This is a genomic window from Kitasatospora sp. NPDC041988 (genome assembly GCF_055588525.1).
In genome coordinates this window covers 51,450-67,416 of record NZ_JBVJCO010000032.1, presented here as the reverse complement: position 1 = coordinate 67,416, position 15,967 = coordinate 51,450, and the positions used below count along the sequence as shown (strand labels likewise).

At 69.9% G+C, this 15,967-nt stretch carries 10 protein-coding genes and 6 pseudogenes; 8 read left to right on the top strand and 8 right to left on the bottom strand.

Annotation, left to right across the window (positions count from 1 at the left end):
• Positions 1–408: 408 nt before the first annotated feature.
• Positions 409–1,986: an ISL3 family transposase gene (locus ACZ6NC_RS28245; protein ID WP_465736604.1), complete on the bottom strand. Its 1,578-nt coding sequence runs from the start codon at positions 1,984–1,986 to the stop codon at positions 409–411.
• Between the two features lie 117 nt (positions 1,987–2,103).
• On the opposite strand from ACZ6NC_RS28245, the pseudogene ACZ6NC_RS28240 reads away from it, so the two are divergent.
• Both ACZ6NC_RS28240 and ACZ6NC_RS28235 read left to right on the top strand, forming a co-directional pair.
• A pseudogene (locus ACZ6NC_RS28240) lies at positions 2,104–2,199 on the top strand (IS5 family transposase); the annotation flags it as partial.
• A 146-nt stretch (positions 2,200–2,345) separates the two neighbouring features.
• Positions 2,346–2,837 (top strand): annotated as a pseudogene (locus ACZ6NC_RS28235) (transposase); the annotation flags it as partial.
• Positions 2,838–2,859: 22 nt separating this feature from the next.
• Here ACZ6NC_RS28235 and ACZ6NC_RS28230 read toward each other — a convergent pair.
• From ACZ6NC_RS28230 to ACZ6NC_RS28220, 3 genes are all read right to left on the bottom strand, one after another.
• Positions 2,860–3,489: a class I SAM-dependent methyltransferase gene (locus ACZ6NC_RS28230; protein ID WP_465736574.1), complete on the bottom strand. Its 630-nt coding sequence runs from the start codon at positions 3,487–3,489 to the stop codon at positions 2,860–2,862.
• A 332-nt stretch (positions 3,490–3,821) separates the two neighbouring features.
• Positions 3,822–5,006: an IS630 family transposase gene (locus ACZ6NC_RS28225; RefSeq protein ID WP_465736573.1), complete on the bottom strand. Its 1,185-nt coding sequence runs from the start codon at positions 5,004–5,006 to the stop codon at positions 3,822–3,824.
• A gap of 73 nt (positions 5,007–5,079) precedes the next feature.
• On the bottom strand, positions 5,080–5,640 hold the full coding sequence (locus ACZ6NC_RS28220) for a TetR/AcrR family transcriptional regulator (RefSeq protein WP_465736572.1): 561 nt from the start codon (positions 5,638–5,640) through the stop codon (positions 5,080–5,082).
• Positions 5,641–5,750: 110 nt separating this feature from the next.
• Here ACZ6NC_RS28220 and ACZ6NC_RS28215 point away from each other — a divergent pair, with 110 nt between their 5' ends.
• From ACZ6NC_RS28215 to ACZ6NC_RS28205, 3 genes are all read left to right on the top strand, one after another.
• Positions 5,751–6,437 carry an SDR family oxidoreductase gene (locus tag ACZ6NC_RS28215; protein WP_465736571.1) on the top strand — a complete coding sequence of 229 codons (687 nt, stop codon included), beginning with the start codon at positions 5,751–5,753 and terminating at the stop codon, positions 6,435–6,437.
• A gap of 127 nt (positions 6,438–6,564) precedes the next feature.
• Entirely contained in the window at positions 6,565–7,569 is a 1,005-nt protein-coding gene (locus ACZ6NC_RS28210; RefSeq protein ID WP_465736570.1) for an NADP-dependent oxidoreductase, read from the top strand.
• A 93-nt stretch (positions 7,570–7,662) separates the two neighbouring features.
• Complete coding sequence (locus tag ACZ6NC_RS28205) at positions 7,663–8,556, top strand: alpha/beta fold hydrolase (protein WP_465736569.1); 894 nt, start codon at positions 7,663–7,665, stop codon at positions 8,554–8,556.
• A 233-nt stretch (positions 8,557–8,789) separates the two neighbouring features.
• Here the strand turns inward: ACZ6NC_RS28205 and ACZ6NC_RS28200 are convergent, their stop codons facing one another.
• Both ACZ6NC_RS28200 and ACZ6NC_RS28195 read right to left on the bottom strand, forming a co-directional pair.
• The gene (locus tag ACZ6NC_RS28200) at positions 8,790–9,980 is read right to left on the bottom strand and encodes a hypothetical protein (RefSeq protein WP_465736568.1); all 1,191 of its coding nucleotides are present in this window, start codon (positions 9,978–9,980) and stop codon (positions 8,790–8,792) included.
• Between the two features lie 142 nt (positions 9,981–10,122).
• Positions 10,123–11,182, bottom strand: a pseudogene (locus ACZ6NC_RS28195) (MerR family transcriptional regulator); the annotation flags it as partial.
• Positions 11,183–11,451: 269 nt separating this feature from the next.
• Between ACZ6NC_RS28195 and ACZ6NC_RS28190 the strand changes: the two are divergent.
• Together ACZ6NC_RS28190 and ACZ6NC_RS28185 are read left to right on the top strand one after the other, a co-directional pair.
• Positions 11,452–12,810 (top strand): annotated as a pseudogene (locus ACZ6NC_RS28190) (ISL3 family transposase); the annotation flags it as partial.
• A 13-nt stretch (positions 12,811–12,823) separates the two neighbouring features.
• Positions 12,824–12,934, top strand: a pseudogene (locus tag ACZ6NC_RS28185) (transposase); the annotation flags it as partial.
• Positions 12,935–12,996: 62 nt separating this feature from the next.
• Here the strand turns inward: ACZ6NC_RS28185 and ACZ6NC_RS28180 are convergent.
• Complete coding sequence (locus ACZ6NC_RS28180; protein ID WP_465736567.1) at positions 12,997–13,725, bottom strand: HAD family hydrolase; 729 nt, start codon at positions 13,723–13,725, stop codon at positions 12,997–12,999.
• A gap of 136 nt (positions 13,726–13,861) precedes the next feature.
• A pseudogene (locus ACZ6NC_RS28175) lies at positions 13,862–14,389 on the bottom strand (ATP-binding protein); the annotation flags it as partial.
• Positions 14,390–14,586: 197 nt separating this feature from the next.
• Between ACZ6NC_RS28175 and ACZ6NC_RS28170 the strand changes: the two are divergent.
• A complete protein-coding gene (locus tag ACZ6NC_RS28170) occupies positions 14,587–15,849 on the top strand; it encodes an alpha/beta hydrolase family protein (RefSeq protein WP_465736566.1) in 1,263 nt (420 codons plus the stop codon).
• Positions 15,850–15,967 lie beyond the last annotated feature (118 nt).

Below are 15,967 nucleotides of genomic sequence, written 5' to 3'. Positions count from 1 at the left end.
TCACCTTGGGCCGAATCCGCCAGGCGGTCGTGGGTGCGCGTACGGGCGGCTGGGCAATCGGAGGCGCGGGTCGCGCGCGGTGGTGGATGATGCCCCGAAGGGCACTACCCAGTGCGCCCCACGCCATGCGCAACCTGCGCCGCTCCCTGCCTGGCTGTGCTCGGCGGGAGTGCCGTCGGTGATAGGCCGGGCCACACTCCACGTACAGCCCCATGCTTCCTGTCGGCGTTCAACGAACAGGAGGTGGTCCAGCGCCAGCCGGATGGCGAGCTCACCTCCCACATCCCCGGTCGGCGGAGGGTGTCGTTGAGCTGGCTGACGAGGTGGGCGTGGATCTGTTCCGAGGACGCGAGAGGGGCGGTGGCAGGCGTGCCGCCAGTCTCGCGCACTGCAGTCGGCGCGCCGGGCTCAGGGTGTGAGGAGTATCCGGCGTCGGAGTAGTTCGAAGCTGGCACGGCCGTAGCCTTGGCGTTTGAGGAATTTGACCCGGTTTACGTGTCCCTCGACCATGCCGCTGGAGTAGGGCAGGGTCAGACCGGCGGTCACGGCGTCGAAGTCCTTGTAGAGGTTGCGGGCGAAGCTGTGCAGGGGCGGCAGGCCGCTGCCCTCGACCGCCTTGATCCAGCTCGGCAGGAGTCGGCCTTCGAGGTTCTTCATCATCTTGGCGAAGTCGCTGATTTGCCCGCGGAGGTCGGCGAGTTCGGGGCAGCTGGCCAGGATCCGCTTGAGGCGGAGCTCCTGGCCGGAGCTGAGGTTGTCGGGATGGCGGGTGAGCCAGCCAACGACCTGCCGGACGGTGGGTGCCTCGGACCTCTTGGGTGTCGGGGCTTCGGCCGAGCGGAGGGGTTCAAGCCAGCGCCGGACGCTGCGGCTGCTGCCCCGGTAGCCGCGTTGGCGGAGCTCGCGGAACAGTCGGCCGCTGTCGGTGCAGCCCTCCTGCCAGCGCATGTTTAGGTACTCGGCCCAGGGCTGCAGCCTGTTCGGCCTATGCCCCGGTGGGCATAGCAGTTCCTCGACCGCGGTCGCACGGGCGTACCTGCGGACGGTCTTGCGGTCCATCCGCAGTTCCTTAGAGATCACGTCGATGGTGACGCCCTTGTCGTACATCTCGTGCACGGCGGCGAAGTTGCGCCGGGTGTTCGCCGCGCGCTTGCCCTCGATCGCTGGTGGCTGGGCGGGCTGCTGCGTCACCACGTCCTGGTCCTCCTCGGATGGAGCGAGGCAGCGGCGGTGGTCGACAACGCACTTCTCGACCGTCTTGCACAGGTTCAGCCACAGGTGAAAGCGATCGGCGATCTGGACCGCTTTCGGGGCGGCGGTGCGGACGGCCTCGGCGTAGGCGCTGGCCCGGTCCCGGCACACGATCTCTGCCCCCGGGTGCTGCCGGAGCCAGGCAGTGAAGGTCTCCGCGGTGCGGTCCGGCAGCACGTCCACGACGCGGCCGGCCTCGATGTCGACGAGCACGGTCCCGAAAACATGGCCCCGCTTGAGAGCGAAGTCGTCCACCCCCAGCACCCGCGGACTCCTCAGCGGCGGTTCGGCTGGCAGGGCCCGCAGGCGGCGGAGCAGGGTGTTCGGGGTCGCCGGGCTGTGCAGCATGCCCGCGAGCCGGGCGCCGGCCCGGCCGGCCAGGAAGCGGCCGATCGTCGTTAGCACCGTCTGCTGGAGCTGGCTTCGCCGACCGTGTCGGAAGGTCAACCCTTCGACCTGCTCGGCGAAGGTCCGCCGTGCGCAGGACCACGCCTCGCACCGGAACCGGCGAACCGCCAGGCATATCGTGACTGGACGGCCGCCGACCGCGGCGTCGGCAAGCCGCCGACGGTAGCGGTCATGGACACGGTGCGACCGCGTCCCGCAGCCCGGACAGGATGCGGTATCCGCGGTGGTCGAGGCGGTGATCCGCACCCGCGCACCGATGACCTGGACGTCTTCGACTGCGACGGCCGTCAGATGCGGCAGCAACACATCAAGTATGGGATCACTCAGCACCACTGTTCAAAGATCGAACTGACCGGCAGTCACGCTTGGTCATCCCGAAATGTTGATCAGAGCCGTCTGCCGTGTCCGCTGACAGGTAGCCGGGTGGATCTCGCCCCCGGCCACCTCAAAGGCCACCGCGCGGTAGCCATCAGATACGACAAACTCGCCGTCCGCTACGAAGCGACCGTGCTGGTGGCAGCCATCAACGAGTGGTTGTGACCAGCACTTTCGAAACAGGCCCTAGCCTGCGCGTTTCACGTCGGGCTGGGACCGGATCGTGAGCGGGAACGCGAAAGTGCCTTCTGAACTGGGACGATGAGGCTTGTCTAAGGTCTCCGTCGTACCAGCAGGAAGGCACTTTCTGCGTGCACCTTACCCGCTCACGTCCGAGGCTCGTCGTCAGCGCCGACGGGCACGGAGTGGTCAACCACGCCGGCTCGCGTCTGCTCGCGGATCTGGCCGACACCACGACGCTGACCAGCGCCTTCTCCGACGCTCTGCGCCGGCTGCGACCGCGCGGGACCGGGCACGATCCCGGCCGTGTCGCGGTGGATCTGGCGGTGATGCTCGCCGACGGCGGCGAGGCGATCCGGGACCCGGCCGTGCTGCGAGACCAGGGCGACGTGTTCGGTCCGGTCGCCTCCACCTCCACCGCATGGCGGGTGCTGGCAGGTATCAGCCCGGCTGCCTTGGCCGCGCTGCGAACAGCCCGGGCCCGAGCGCGCGAGGTCGCCTGGCTGCAAGCGGACGAGACCGGACGCACCCTGCCTCCAGCGCACGCCGGAGGGCGTGAACTGCCAGGCCTGGTCCTGGACATCGACGCCACCCTGGTCACCTGCCACTCCGAGAAGTCAGCCAGACCCAACCGAAACGCGGAGGCTAGTGTAGGCGGGCCAGCAAGTGGGCGTCGAGGAAGCCTCGTTCGGAGGCCGGGTCGTGGAGCAGCCGGGCGAACGTGACGAGCCCGGCCTCGGCCAGCAACTCGGCGAACCGGTCCACCGGCCAGCTATAGGCGGGCGTCACCTTGTGGTCGAAGCGGACCGGCTCCGGTCCGTCGGTAGCGAAGAACGAGACCAGGAGCAGGCCCCCTGGTGCCAGGACACGCACCTGCTCGGCGAGTAGCGCGGGCAATTCCCCAGGCGGGGTATGGATCATCGAGTAGTGGGCCAGCACGCCGCCGAGCGCGCAGTCCTCGATCGGCAGGGCCTCCATCCGTGCCTCGTCGAACCGCAGCGCCGGATGGGCCCGCCGGGCGTGGTCGACCATGCCCGGGGAGAGGTCGAGCCCGAAGGCGTCCAGCCCCAGGTCGTGCAGCATGGCCGTCAGATGTCCAGGCCCACACCCGACATCGGCTGCCCGCGGGTTCCCCGTCCCGCGCACCAGCTCGGCGAAGGTGCCGATCATGTTCCGCGAGAACGGCTGAGTCTCCAACCGATTAGCGAACATCGACGCATACAGCTCGACGACCCCGTCGTAGGCCGCCCTGGTCTCGCCCTGGTGATCCATCACGGGAAGCGAAGCTAGCATCCGCGCACTTTCGCAGCTTCTCCGGCCTCGTGCCGACCCCCACCCCTGGAGACTTACCGTCCCGCCACATGATCACGGGGCAGGCCCTACAGCCCGCGTTACAAGATCAGCGCCAGAGCCCGTCATTCTCCAGGCCCACGATCACGTTATTCGGCTCTGTCGCTGATCTTGTGACGCTGCGTAGGCCTGATGACCTTGGTGGTGCTGGCCGAAGTGGTCGGGTACCTCTCGCTGGACGGCGGGCTGATCGCCCCGCAGGCCGTGCATCAGCCGCTCGCCTAAGTAGTCTGCGTCGTAAGTCCTTCGGGGGTTGATCATGCGGCGAGTCGGGGCAAGGATTCGTCTGGGTGATCGGCGGCGTGTCGGTCGAGCCTGGCCAGCACATCGTCCAGGTCGGAGGTGGTGAACTTCCACTGGAACGGCTGTGCCGTGGCGTTGTAGCGGTCTTCGAAGGCTCGGAGCCGGTTCCCGAATTGGCCAAGGTCGGTGAAGTCGTTGGGCGAGAGGGCCTTGCGCTGTACGGCGGAGAAATAGACCTCGACTTGGTTCAGCCAAGAGGCGCGCACGGGGGTGTGGACCAGTACCGCGTTCGGGAACGCAGTGGTCAGCCGGGCTGCTGCGGCCTTGCCGCGGTGGGAGGAGCCGTTGTCGACGATCCAGAACACGCGTTTCGCGCTGGCGTAGGGTTCCTGGCTCATGACCTGGGTGACCAGGTTCATGAACGGGCCGATGCCGGTGGTCAGCTCGCAGCGGCCGAACACCTTCGCCTGGTGGACGTCGTAGGCGGCCAGGTAGGCCAGTGCTCCGCCGCGCCCGTAGGTGTGGTTGACCCGCATCGCCCTGGCCTGCCCGGGGGCGAGGGTGGGGTGACAGCGGCAGCGGGCCTGGATGGAGGTCTTCTCGTCCGCGCTGATCACATACTCGTCCGCGCCGAGCGGCTCGCCGTCCCAGGCGCGGGTGTACAGGTCAAGGACACGGGCTGCCTTGAGCCGGAAGCCGGGGTCGCTGATGAAGATCCAGGACCGGTGTTGCCAGGGCTTGATCGCGTCCTGGACGAGCCAGCGTCGCACTGTGGAGGCGGAGATTGTGTCGACGATGGCGCGGGCGACGACCTCGCGGGCCAGCTCCGAGGCCGACCAGCGGGACAGTGGCGTGCCGCTCTCCGCTGGCAGTTGACAGGTCAGCGCCTTGACCTGGGCCCTCTGTAACGGGGCGAAGGAGGCGGGACGCCCGGAACGCTTGCGGTCGGACAGGGCGGGCAGCCGGTTCCCGGCGAAACGGTCGCGCCAGGTGCGGACGGTGTCCACGTGCAGCCCGGTCTCGCGGGCGATGCGCGCGTTGGAGCGGCCCCGAGCCGCGTACAAGACGACCTGGGCGCGCTGGCGCAGCCGGTGCTCTGTCTTGTGGCCGTAGGCCATCTTCTTCAGCCGCTCACGCTCGGAGGCCGTCAGGAAGATCGGGCGTGCGGCGGTGCGATGCAACGCGGGAGAGCCGTTCACGAGAAGTGGATGGCGACAGGGTGCAAAGAAGCGCGCCCTTCCTGCGGCGTGCAGCCCTGCACCGTCTCTGCGGTCAGTTGGTGCCGATCAGTGCCGTGCGTGCGGCGGTGAGGATCTCGTCGGAGAGCGGGGTGCCGTTGGTGGCTCGGGACAGGACGAGTGCGCCGAGCATGGTGCACAGCCGGGTGATGCCGTCCTGGTCCTTGGCGGCGAGGAAGTCGGCGAAGTCGCCCACCCCCTGGGTGTAGACGCGGCGGGCCTCGGTTTCTCCTCCGTCGCGGGCCATGTCGGTGGCGAGTGCGGCGGCGGGGCAGCCGTCAGCCGGGCTGTCGCGGTGCTCGACGGAGAGGTAGGCGTCGATCAGCGCCCGCTGGGCGGCGTCGCGCTGCCCGGCGTACTGATCGAGCCCGTCCTTGTGGTGCTGGGCGAGTTCGGAGAACGCGTGGGCGGTGGCTTCGTCGATGAGGGCCTCCTTGGAGGCGAACTGCTTGTAGAAGCCGCCGTGGGTCAAGCCGGCCGACTTCATGAGGTCGGCGACGCTCAGGTGGGTGCCCTGCTCCCGGAGCAGCCGGGAGGCGGTCTCCACGACCCGTCGGCGGTTCTCCTGTGCCTGTGCCTGCGATACGCGGCCCATCGGTCACCCCTCCCAGTTGGATGTCGAGTGAAATCTATTCTAGACTGAGATTTAGATGACGGATGCAATCTATCGTGCGGTCGTCGCCGCCCTCAACGCTGGGAGTGCTCATGGAACTGAAGGACGCGGTCGCGGTGGTCACCGGCGCCAACCGGGGGCTCGGGCGGCATCTGGCCGCCCAGCTCATGGCTCGCGGGGCCAAGGTGTACGCGGCGGCCCGCCGCCCCGAGACGGTGGACCTGCCCGGGGCCGTCCCGCTGCGGCTCGACCTGACAGACGCGGAGTCGATCCGGGAGGCGGCCCGCACCGCCTCCGACGCGACGCTGCTGGTGAACAACGCCGGCATCTCCACCGGCACGCCGCTGATCGCGGGTGGCTTGGACGCGGTGCGCCTGGAGATGGAGGTGAACTTCTTCGGCCCGCTCGCCGTGACCCGGGCCTTCGCCCCGGTCATCGAGTCCAACGACGGCGGCGCCGTGCTCAACGTGCTGTCCGTCCTGTCCTGGCTGCACCCGGCCGGCCTCGGCTCCTACGCCGCGGCGAAGGCCGCCGCCTGGGCGCTGACCGGTGCGGTCCGGGAGGAGCTGGCGCTCCGCGGCATCGCCGTGACGGCGCTGCACGTCGGATACATGGACACCGACATGGCCGCCGGCGTTCCCGCCGAGCAGAAGGCCGACCCGGCCGAGGTCGCCGCCCAGGCTCTGTCGGGCATCGAGACGGGCCTGCCCGAGATCCTCGCCGACGACGTCACCCGGCACGTGAAGCAGAGCCTGGCCGCCGCGCCGAATGCGGGGTGAGGCACCCCCGCCGCATCGGCGCGGAGCCCTCTGAACCAGCAGTGCAGAGGAGAAAGTATCTCGTACCGGGGCAAGCCTGGAGCGAGCGGAGCCCCCGTCCCCCTGCGGGCGGAAAACGGAGATGACGATGAAGGCGTATCTGATCGAGAAGTACGGTGACCAGTCCGCGGTGCGCGCCGCCGAGCTGCCCGATCCGAAGCCGGGCGCCAACGATGTGCTGGTCAAGATCCACGCGGCGAGCGTCAACCCGCTGGACGTCAAGATCCGCGACGGTGCCTTCAAGCGGATCCTCCCGTACCGCCTGCCTCTCATCCTGGGCAACGATCTCGCCGGAGTGGTGGTCAAGGTCGGCTCGGCCGTCACCCGCTTCGCGGTGGGCGACGAGGTCTACGCGCGGCCCGACAAGGACCGCATCGGCACCTTTGCCGAACTCATCGCCGTCCACCAGGACGACCTGGCCCACAAGCCGGCCACCCTCACCATGGCGGAGGCCGCCTCCCTTCCCCTGGTCGCCCTCACCTCATGGCAGGCGCTGGTCGAGAAGGCACGGGTCCGGCCGGGCCAGAAGGTCCTCATCCACGCGGGCTCCGGCGGGGTGGGCACCATCGCCCTCCAACTGGCCGGGCACCTGGGCGCACACGTGGCCACTACCGCGAGCGCGGCCAATACCGCCCTGGTCAAGGAACTCGGCGCGGACGTCGTCATCGACTACCGCACCCAGGACTTCGAGGACGTCCTGGACGGCTACGACGTCGTCCTGGACACCCTCGGCGGCAAGACCCTGGAGAAGTCCCTGCGCATCCTCAAGCCCGGCGGGAAGGTCATCAGCATCGCCGGGCCCCCCGACGCGGACTTCGCCCGCGAGCTGGGCGCGAACCCGGTCCTGCGCCAGGCGATGAACGCGCTGAGCTTCACGACCCGGCGCCACGCCAAGCGCCGGGGCGTGACGTACTCCTTCCTGTTCATGAAGGCCGACGGCGAGCAGCTGCGCGAGATCACCAGGCTCGTCGACGCCGGGAAGATCCGCCCCGTCGTCGACCGTGTCTTCCCCTTCGAGCAGACCCGCGAAGCCATGGAGTACGCCGAGAAGGGACGCGCCAAGGCCGGCAAGGTCGTCATCGCGACGGTGTGAGCACCAGCCCCCGCCGCACCACCGCCAGGCCCCGGGCAGCGAGAGGATCCCGCCCCCCACCACCCCTACCCTCCACACCCCCAGGAACCGATCATGAGCGCACCGCGCAGTTCCCCCACCCCCACGCCCGCCCCGTCGTCGTCGTACAAAGATGCACCGACCCGTTCGGTGTCCGTGCGCGGCGTCGACTTCGTCTACCGCCAGCTCGGCCCGGAAGGAGGCGGCGTACCACTGATCCTGCTTCACCACCTGACCGCTGTCCTGGACAACTGGGACCCCCGCGGCGTCGACGGACTCGCCGCCCGGCGCCAGGTGATCGCCTTCGACAACCGCGGAGTCGGCGCGTCGGGCGGCTCCACCCCCGACACCATCGAAGCGATGGCCCGTGACGCGGTGCTGTTCATCCGAGCCCTGGGCTTCGAGCAGGTCGACCTGCTCGGCCTGTCGATGGGCGGCTTCATCGCCCAGGTCATCGCAGCCGAGGAACCGCAGCTGGTGCGTAGGGTCGTCCTCGCGGGCACCGGCCCCGCCGGAGGCCCCGGCATCGACAAGGTCACCGTACTCACCCTCCGGGACATCCTGAAGGGTTTCCTGACCCGCAAGGACCCCAAGCAGTTCCTCTTCTTCACCGACACCGAACACGGCCGACGCGAAGCACGCGCCTTCCTCGAACGGCTGAAGGAACGCACCAGCGACCGCGACAGGGCCATCTCGCTGACGTCGTTCCGCGCCCAGCTCAAGGCCATCCACCGATGGGGCCTGCAAGCGCCCGCGGACCTGTCGCGCATCCACCAGCCAGTCCTGGTGGCCAACGGCGAGAGCGACAGGATGGTGCCGAGCGAGAACACCCTCGACCTCGCCGCACGCCTGCCCCGGAGCGAACTCGTCCCCCTCTACCCGGACGCCGGACACGGCGGGATCTTCCAGTTCCACAACGAGTTCGTGGCCAGAGCCCTCGCATTCCTCGAAGCACAGCCCGAGGCCTGACTCCTGACGCCACATCCCTCCGCCGCCTCGCCCCAGGCGCGACCGGGACAAGGCGGGCCCGGGCGAGCCAGCCTGCCCCGATCAGACGCCTCCTGTACGCCGGCATTCCCATCGGCACCCCGAGAATGCCCTCGGCATCGCATACCAGATCTACCCCGTCACCTGGCCGCAAGCCCGCCGACGCCCAGCCTCGAAGTCAACCCCCGAAGGACTTACGACGCAGACCACTAAGGTCAGCGTGCCCGGGCGAGGTCCAGCAGGTGCTGCATGACCGCCACCGGCAGTGCCGGATTGCCTGCGGCAGCCGCAGCATGTGCCGGCAGGGTGAGCCGCCGGAGCAGTTCGTCGGCGGGCAGCCTGGGGTCGCCGACCGCCCAGCCGCCCACCTCGGGGTCGTCGGCGAGCCGCAGCACCAGCTCGGGTCCGGCCTCCGGGTCGTCCAACGCGGCGTGCCGCAGCCGCGGGTTGGGGTCGTCGGCGAACCGGGCCAACCCGGGCCGGGCGAAGTTACGGTGGTAGCGGAACCCCGACCAGTACCGGTCCTGCACCGTGGCGTACAGCTCCACCAACAGCTCGTGCGGCGCGTCCTCGCACCGCTCGGCCAGCGTGCGCCGCACCCACTCGTCCTCGTCCGCCGCCAGCAGGGCCACCACGTCCGGCGCCAGGTGAGGCTGAGCCGCGAGCACCCGCCGCAGCCCCACGTGCGCCGACCTCGCGATCCGGCCGGCCGCATCCGGATCGGTCGCCTGCCGTGCGATCCAGGACGGCGGCGACCAGAAGTCCTGCCACACCGTGCAAGGGATGGCCGTGCGCTGTTCCTCCGTCAGCTCCTCCCGCATCGACACCGCGAGCCGGACGTCGTTCTCGGGATCCTCCGCCAGTCGCAGGGCCAGGACGGTCGGTACCTCGGGATCAGCGGCGGCCTTCATCCGCACCGCCGGATCCGGGTGCGCGACCCGCTGCTCCGCCGTCAGTACGGGCTGCGGCTCCCGCACCGTGACGGGCGGCTTCTCACCGGCGCCGACGATCCGCCGGATCTTCGGTTCCGGGTCCTGCGCCAGGATCTCCAGCACCCCGGCAGGAATACGGCGCTTGTACTCGAAGAGCATCACCGCGTACACGAACCGGACCCGCGGTTCCGGATCCCGCGCGAGCCGGGCCAGCACGTCGACGTCCGCCGTCGCGTTCTCCGCAACGTCCAGCCGGTGCTGGATCCGCGGCGAAGCCACCAGCAGCTCCGTCGCCGCGGCATCCAAGGTCCTGTACTTGAGCCAGGAGCCCGGCATCGGCAGCTCGTCGAACTCCAGCAGCCGCGCCAGCATCTCCACCGGCAGCACCCGATTACTCGCCAGCCCCCGGAGCCAGCCGTCCACCACATCGCCATCCGCAGCTGCGCGCGCCAGCGCCCCACCCAGTCCGTCCATCCCGCCATTCTCGCTGCCCCGACGCCCTGGGCCCGCCGCTGGCCAGCGCCACAACCGGGCCCCCGGCAATGGCGCACGCCCGGCATGGAGGAGCACAGAAAGGGACGCTGGGGCCCGGTCGCGGCTGCCGTCGCGATTTCTTGATCGGGGCTTGCGGGGCTGTGCGCTCGGCCCACCGGCCGGAGTCGAGGTCGTCACTGAGGCTTCGTACCGCCCGCTGCTCGGCCTCCGGCCCGACCCTCGTCCACACCGACATCGCACGGCGCACGTGGTCCTCCAGATACGCCCCCGGTCGGCGCCAGTACGCCTCGAACAGGCCGTCAGTGCAGTCCCACGGGATGGGCACCGGCTCGGCGCGGGCGCCGATCGCGTCGGCCATCCCGGCAAGCGAGGGAAATTCCGTGAGGACGGCGGCGAACTCGGGCAGGTAGTCGCGGGTGAGCCAGAACCGGTCCTGCCATCCGGGCTCGTCGGTGTCGAAGGTGAGCACCACCACGCGGCGGGCCACGCGCCGCATCTCGCGCAGCCCCGCTACCGGGTCCCCCCAGTGGTGAACGGTGGAGACGGCCATCGCGACGTCGAAGGAATGGTCCTCGAACGGCAGGCTCTCCGCGGCGGCGGCGACGCACGGCGCCGAGCCGGCAGGCCGCTGCCCCCGCATGACCGCCGACGGCTCCACCGCGGTCACGTCGCGATCAGCAGGCTCGTAGGAGCCGGTGCCGGCTCCGACGTTCAGCACCGTCTGCGCGTCGCCGAGCGCGTCCCAGATCTGCGCGGCGATCCGCGGCTCGGTACGCCGTGTCGCGGTGTAGGCACCGCCGATCTCGTCGTACAGCCGTGCACCGAGCATCTCCAGTTACTCCTCCGGTGTCACCTTGAGTCCCTTCGCCCGTGCCTCGAGTTCCCTGTCGATGGCTGCCACCATGGCGTCGGCGCGATCACGCCGCTCCAGCAGCAGGCCGCGCAGTCGGCGCAGGTGCGCGACCGCGTCGGCGGACGGGTCGCCGACCAGTTCGGCGACCTCCCGCAGGCCGAAGCCCAACCGCCGGTAGGCCAGCACCTCCCGCAGCCGCTCCACGTCGCCCGCCGAATAGGTCCGGTAGCCGGCCACGGTCCGCGCCGACGGCCGAACGAGCCCGAGCCCGTCATAGTGATGTAGCGTGCGGACGCTCACGCCCTGCCAGCTCGGCCACGTGTCCCACGGTCCAGTGATCGTCCACCGCACCGACTATGCAGCCTGACGCCACGTGAGGGTCAAGAGCCTCACTCACAGCATCAAGAGCCGAACGCGAAGCAGCGGTCTGAGGCGACTCCTGCAAGCCAGAGCGATGGTCTGGTCCAGAGAAGCAGGCGTTGTCGGTGGCGCCTGTCATCCTGCCCGGCGTGTACTTCGCGGAGTTTCGAGGTGCTTCTGCCTCATCTGTCCGGTGTCGTGGTGGAGTTGGTCGAGCGGTCGGCGGACGGGATCACGATGCATGCCCGTGTCCGTGCGGCCGACGCGCTGTGCCCGCACTGCCGGAGCACATCGGGACGGGTGCACGGCCGATACTTGCGACGGCTGTCTGACGCGGCGATCAGCGGCACCCGGGTGATCATCGAGCTGCTGATACGCCGCTTCCGGTGCCTCAACGCCGCCTGCGCGGCCGTGACGTTCGCCGAGCAGGTCACCGGGTTGACCAGCCCGCATGCCCGCTACACCCCGCTGATGCGCGGGACGCTGACCTCGATCGCGCTGGCGTTGGCCGGGCGGGCTGGAGTTCGACTCGCGGTCGCGCTGGGGCTCCCGGTGGCGAAGGACACCCTGTTACGCCTGCTCAGAGCCTTCCCCGAGGAGCCAGTCGGGCAGGTCCGGGTGCCGGGCGTCGACGATTTCGCGCTACGGAAGGGCGACTCGTACGCCACCGTCCTGGTCGACCTGGAGCGGCGACGCCCCGTCGACGTGTTACCGGGACGCGAGGCAGAACCGCTGCCCGCCTGGCTCCGTAACCACCCTGAGGTGGAGGTGATCTGTCGGGACCGGGCCGGCTCCTACGCGGAAGGTGCCCGCACTGGTGCCCCGCAAGCGGTGCAGGTAGCCGATGCGTGGCACCTGTGGAAGAACGTCGGCGAGGCGGTGGAGAAGACGGTCGGTGCTCATTTCGCCTGCGTGCGGGCCGTGTTCGAGAGACCGCCGGCCCCCGACCCCACCGACGCGCCCACTGATGACGAAGGCCTGGTGGCGGCACCGGTCGGGACAGTCGGGACCCTGGACGTCTGCGGGCGCGAGCGCCGCCTGGTGGTCCGGACCCGGGGACGGTTCAGCCTCGTCCAGGACCTGCTGGGCCAGGGCGCCTCGCTGGAGTCGATCTGCCACCGGCTCCAGCTGGACCGTTCCACCGTCCGCCGCTTCGCCCGCGCGACCAGCATCGACGAGCTCCTGGTCAAGGCGGTCAACCGGTCGACGATCCTGGACGAGTACCGGCCCTACCTCCACCAGCGGTGGAACGAGGGCTGCCACGACACCGCCCAACTGCACCGCGACATCACCGCCCTTGGTTTCACCGGAAGCATCCAGGCCGTCCGCCGCTACCTGCGAACCTTCACCCCCTCGGCTCCCGCGCCGGCGCCCAGGCCCGCTCCACGGCCCCGCCGCGTTGTCCGGTGGACCATGACCAATCCAGGCAACCTCACCGACGAGGACGCCCTCACCTTCAAGGAGATCCGCGCCGGCTGCCCCGAGCTCGACGCGGTGACCGACCACGTCCGCGACTTCGCCGAGATGATGCGCGACCTGCGCGGCGACCAGCTGCCCGGCTGGATGGAGCGCGTCGAGCAAGACCCCCTGCCCGCGCTGCACTCCCTGGAGCTCCGGCCAGGTCGAGGGACAGAACACGAGAGTCAAGCTCATCAAGCGGGCCGGATACGGCCGCGCCAACTTCGACCTTCTACGGAAGCGGATCTTGCACCGAACCTGACCACCGATCACAAGATCAGCGACAGAACCCGTTATTCCCCAGGTGCGGCCCTGGCTTGATCGTTACTCAGGTTTGGCCTTGACGCCAGTCGGAGTGGCCACTCCGATGGACAGCAGGGACAGGACTGCAGTCAGTGAGGGCAGCGCCGGGCCGGGCCAGTCGTCCTCTCGTTGGTGGGCGTCGTTGTCGGCCCAGTCTGAGGCCCGGAGCATGAAGGCCTGCATGCCGCAGTTGGATGCGCCGGTGAGTTCGTCCCCGCCACCGTCGCCGATGTAGAGGCACTCCTCTGGGGCGACGTCGAGTTGGCGTGCGATCAGGTGGAACAGCTCGGGACTGGGCTTGCGTCGGCCTTCCTCGCAGGAGAGCACCCGGGCGTCGACCAGCTCGGCCAGAGGCAGGCGCGACCAGCTCTCGGCCAGTTCCGCAGCGCAATCGCTGAGCACCCCCACCCGCATTCCCCGGGCGCGTAGTTCGGTCAAGGTCGGGACCGCGTCGTCACGCAGGACGAAGAGTTCGCGTTGTGCTTCCAGCCGAGCGGTGCAGGCGGCAGCCAGGGCTTCGTCGCTCGGATCGATCCCGTTGCGGCGGGCGAGGGCGCGCAATGTCGCCGACAGGTCGCCCAGCCTTCCGGTTGCCCGCTCGGGGAACGAGGCGTCCAACGTCGCGCGCCAGGCCGGTGCGGGGATACCAAGGGGTGCCGCGCTCCGCGCGGCGTGTTCGTCCCACACGTTCGTCGGTGTGCTGGGCGTGAGCGTCCCGAAGAAATCGAAGATGACAGCGGTGGTGGGCATGGCCAGGACCTTAGCGTCACCGCGTCCAGCGGCCGGAGCGAGGTCCCGATTCTTCCTCGTTGCCGTGATGGTGGCCGGTCCTCGTCGCGGGTCAAGGTCGTTCGTTTTCCCAGGTGCGACCTGCTCTGGTCGTTGCTCAGGTTTGGGTGGGGGTGGGAGTGCCAGTCGGGTCGGTCTTGGGTCGCTTGTTCGGCCGGTAGCTGGGGCCGTTCATGAACAGCTGGTGGCTGTTGTTGATCAGCCGGTCGAGCAGGGACTCGGCGACGACGGGGTTGGGGAACAGGGGGATACCAGTCGGCAGGGCGCGGTAGGAGGTCAGGATGAAGGACTGTCCCGTGCGCTCGCCGATGAGTTCGTAGAGGTCGTCGGCCTGGGCGGGGGTGAGCTCGCGCATGGCGAAGTTGTCCAGGATGAGCACGGCCGGCCGGGCGGGGTCGCGCAGGCGCTTGGTCCAGGTGCCGTCCGCGCGTCCGCCGGCCGGCTGGGCCAGGGTGCGAGTGGTCTTGGTGAAGCGGACCTCGGCCCCGCGGCGGATGGCCAGGTGGCCAAGGGCGGTGGCCATGTGTGTTTGGCCGACGCCGACGGCTCCGTGCAGGATGACCGACTCCCCGCCCTGCAGCCAGCGCAGGGCCGCGAGGTCGCGGATGGCGGCGGCGGGGAGTTGGGGGGCGAAGTCGACACTCGGGTTCGTCCGTCCCTCCGGCCATCCAGTCTTCCCATCATCCGGCTATCCGTCGGCCAGGGCCGCAGTGGGTCCCGCCCGCACCCGTTCCGCATCAGCCCTTGGGCCAATACGAGGTGACGGAGGATCAATCGGTGGGCTGATGCCGCCCACCCGCCCCGCGTGACAGCGTTCCGCGCATGGACACCACGCCGATGGACACCACGCCGGTCGCACGCCGTACCGGACCGACCCGCCGCCGTATGCTTGGCGCCGCCCTCGCCCTGGGCGCCGTCGCGCCGCTGGGCCTCGCCCGCACGGCCTCGGCAGCTCCCGCTCCCACATCCTCCGGCACCGTCCGCTCCGGCACCGGCTCCCCCGCACGGCTCACCCTGCCCGCTCCCACCGGCCCCTTCCCGGTGGGCATGGTGCCGCTGCACCTGCGCGACGAGTCCCGGCTCGACCCGAATGCCAGGCCCGGACGGTTCCGCGAGCTGATGGCCACCGTCTGGTACCCCGCCCGGTCCGCGGACGCCGACGCGTACCCGCTCGCCCCCTGGATGACCGAGGGCGCCCTGAAGGCCTTCCTCGACGACGTCGACTTCCCGCTCCCTCTCGCGCTCGCCCCGCTCACCGCCGGCCACGAGTGCGCGCCCGTCCACCGGACCGGCCGGCCGCTGCCCGTCGTCCTCTACTCGCACGGCGCGGGTGGCCATCGCGCCGACCACACCATCGTGGTCCAGGAGTTGGCCAGCCACGGCTTCGCCGTCGTCACCGTCGACCACACCCACGACGGCATCACCGAGTTCCCGGACGGGACCGTCGTCACCCGGGACGGCGTCGCCCCGGGGCTGTACCCAAGGGACTACGCCGCCGACCTGCTCTTCCTGCTCGAACGCGTCGTCGACCTCGCCAACGGACGCAACCCCGACGTCGACGGCCGCGCCCTGCCGGCCGGCCTGCTCGGCGGCCTGGACGCGCGGAACATCGGCGTCGCCGGCTGGTCCAAGGGCGGCACCGCCGCCGCCCTCGCCATGGTCGCCGACCAGCGTATCCGCGCCGGCCTCACCCTGGACGGCCGGATGGAGTCGAACCCCGCCATCACCACCGACATCGACCGGCCGTTCATGATGATGACCGCCGCCTACACCCGGGCCGCCAGCCCGTACGTCGAGACCTTCTGGGGCCACCTGCGCGGCTGGCGCCTCGACGTCCAGGCCACCGGCGCCGTGCACTCCTCGTACGGCGACAACATGACGCTGATCCCCCAGGCAGGCAGGCTGCTCGGCATGACCGAGCAGCAGATCCAGTCCAAGGTCGGCACCATCGACCCCGACCGCGGCGTCCTCATCCAGCAGGCCTACCCGCGCGCCTTCTTCGACCTCCACCTGCGCAACCGGCACTGCGGCAACCTGCTCGACGGACCGTCGAAGGCCTTCCCGGAGGTCGTGTACCACCCGTAGACCCGGTACGGCGTGGGGGGGGGGCGCAAAAGGGAGGCTGTCCCACCCTCACCCCAACCTGCCTACCACCCCGCCACGTGGTCAAGAGGACCGCTCTCCCCACCGCGGCTTCCTCTTC

Excerpts from the sequence above, each read along its gene's own strand:
- ACZ6NC_RS28220 (WP_465736572.1), bottom strand. The coding sequence starts at position 5,640 with ATGGGCCGCGTATCGCAGGCACAGGCACAGGAGAACCGCCGACGGGTC.
- ACZ6NC_RS28215 (WP_465736571.1), top strand. The coding sequence starts at position 5,751 with ATGGAACTGAAGGACGCGGTCGCGGTGGTCACCGGCGCCAACCGGGGG.
- ACZ6NC_RS28210 (WP_465736570.1), top strand. The coding sequence starts at position 6,565 with ATGAAGGCGTATCTGATCGAGAAGTACGGTGACCAGTCCGCGGTGCGC.
- ACZ6NC_RS28205 (WP_465736569.1), top strand. The coding sequence starts at position 7,663 with ATGAGCGCACCGCGCAGTTCCCCCACCCCCACGCCCGCCCCGTCGTCG.
- ACZ6NC_RS28200 (WP_465736568.1), bottom strand. The coding sequence starts at position 9,980 with ATGGACGGACTGGGTGGGGCGCTGGCGCGCGCAGCTGCGGATGGCGAT.
- ACZ6NC_RS28180 (WP_465736567.1), bottom strand. The coding sequence starts at position 13,725 with ATGCCCACCACCGCTGTCATCTTCGATTTCTTCGGGACGCTCACGCCC.
- ACZ6NC_RS28170 (WP_465736566.1), top strand. The coding sequence starts at position 14,587 with ATGGACACCACGCCGATGGACACCACGCCGGTCGCACGCCGTACCGGA.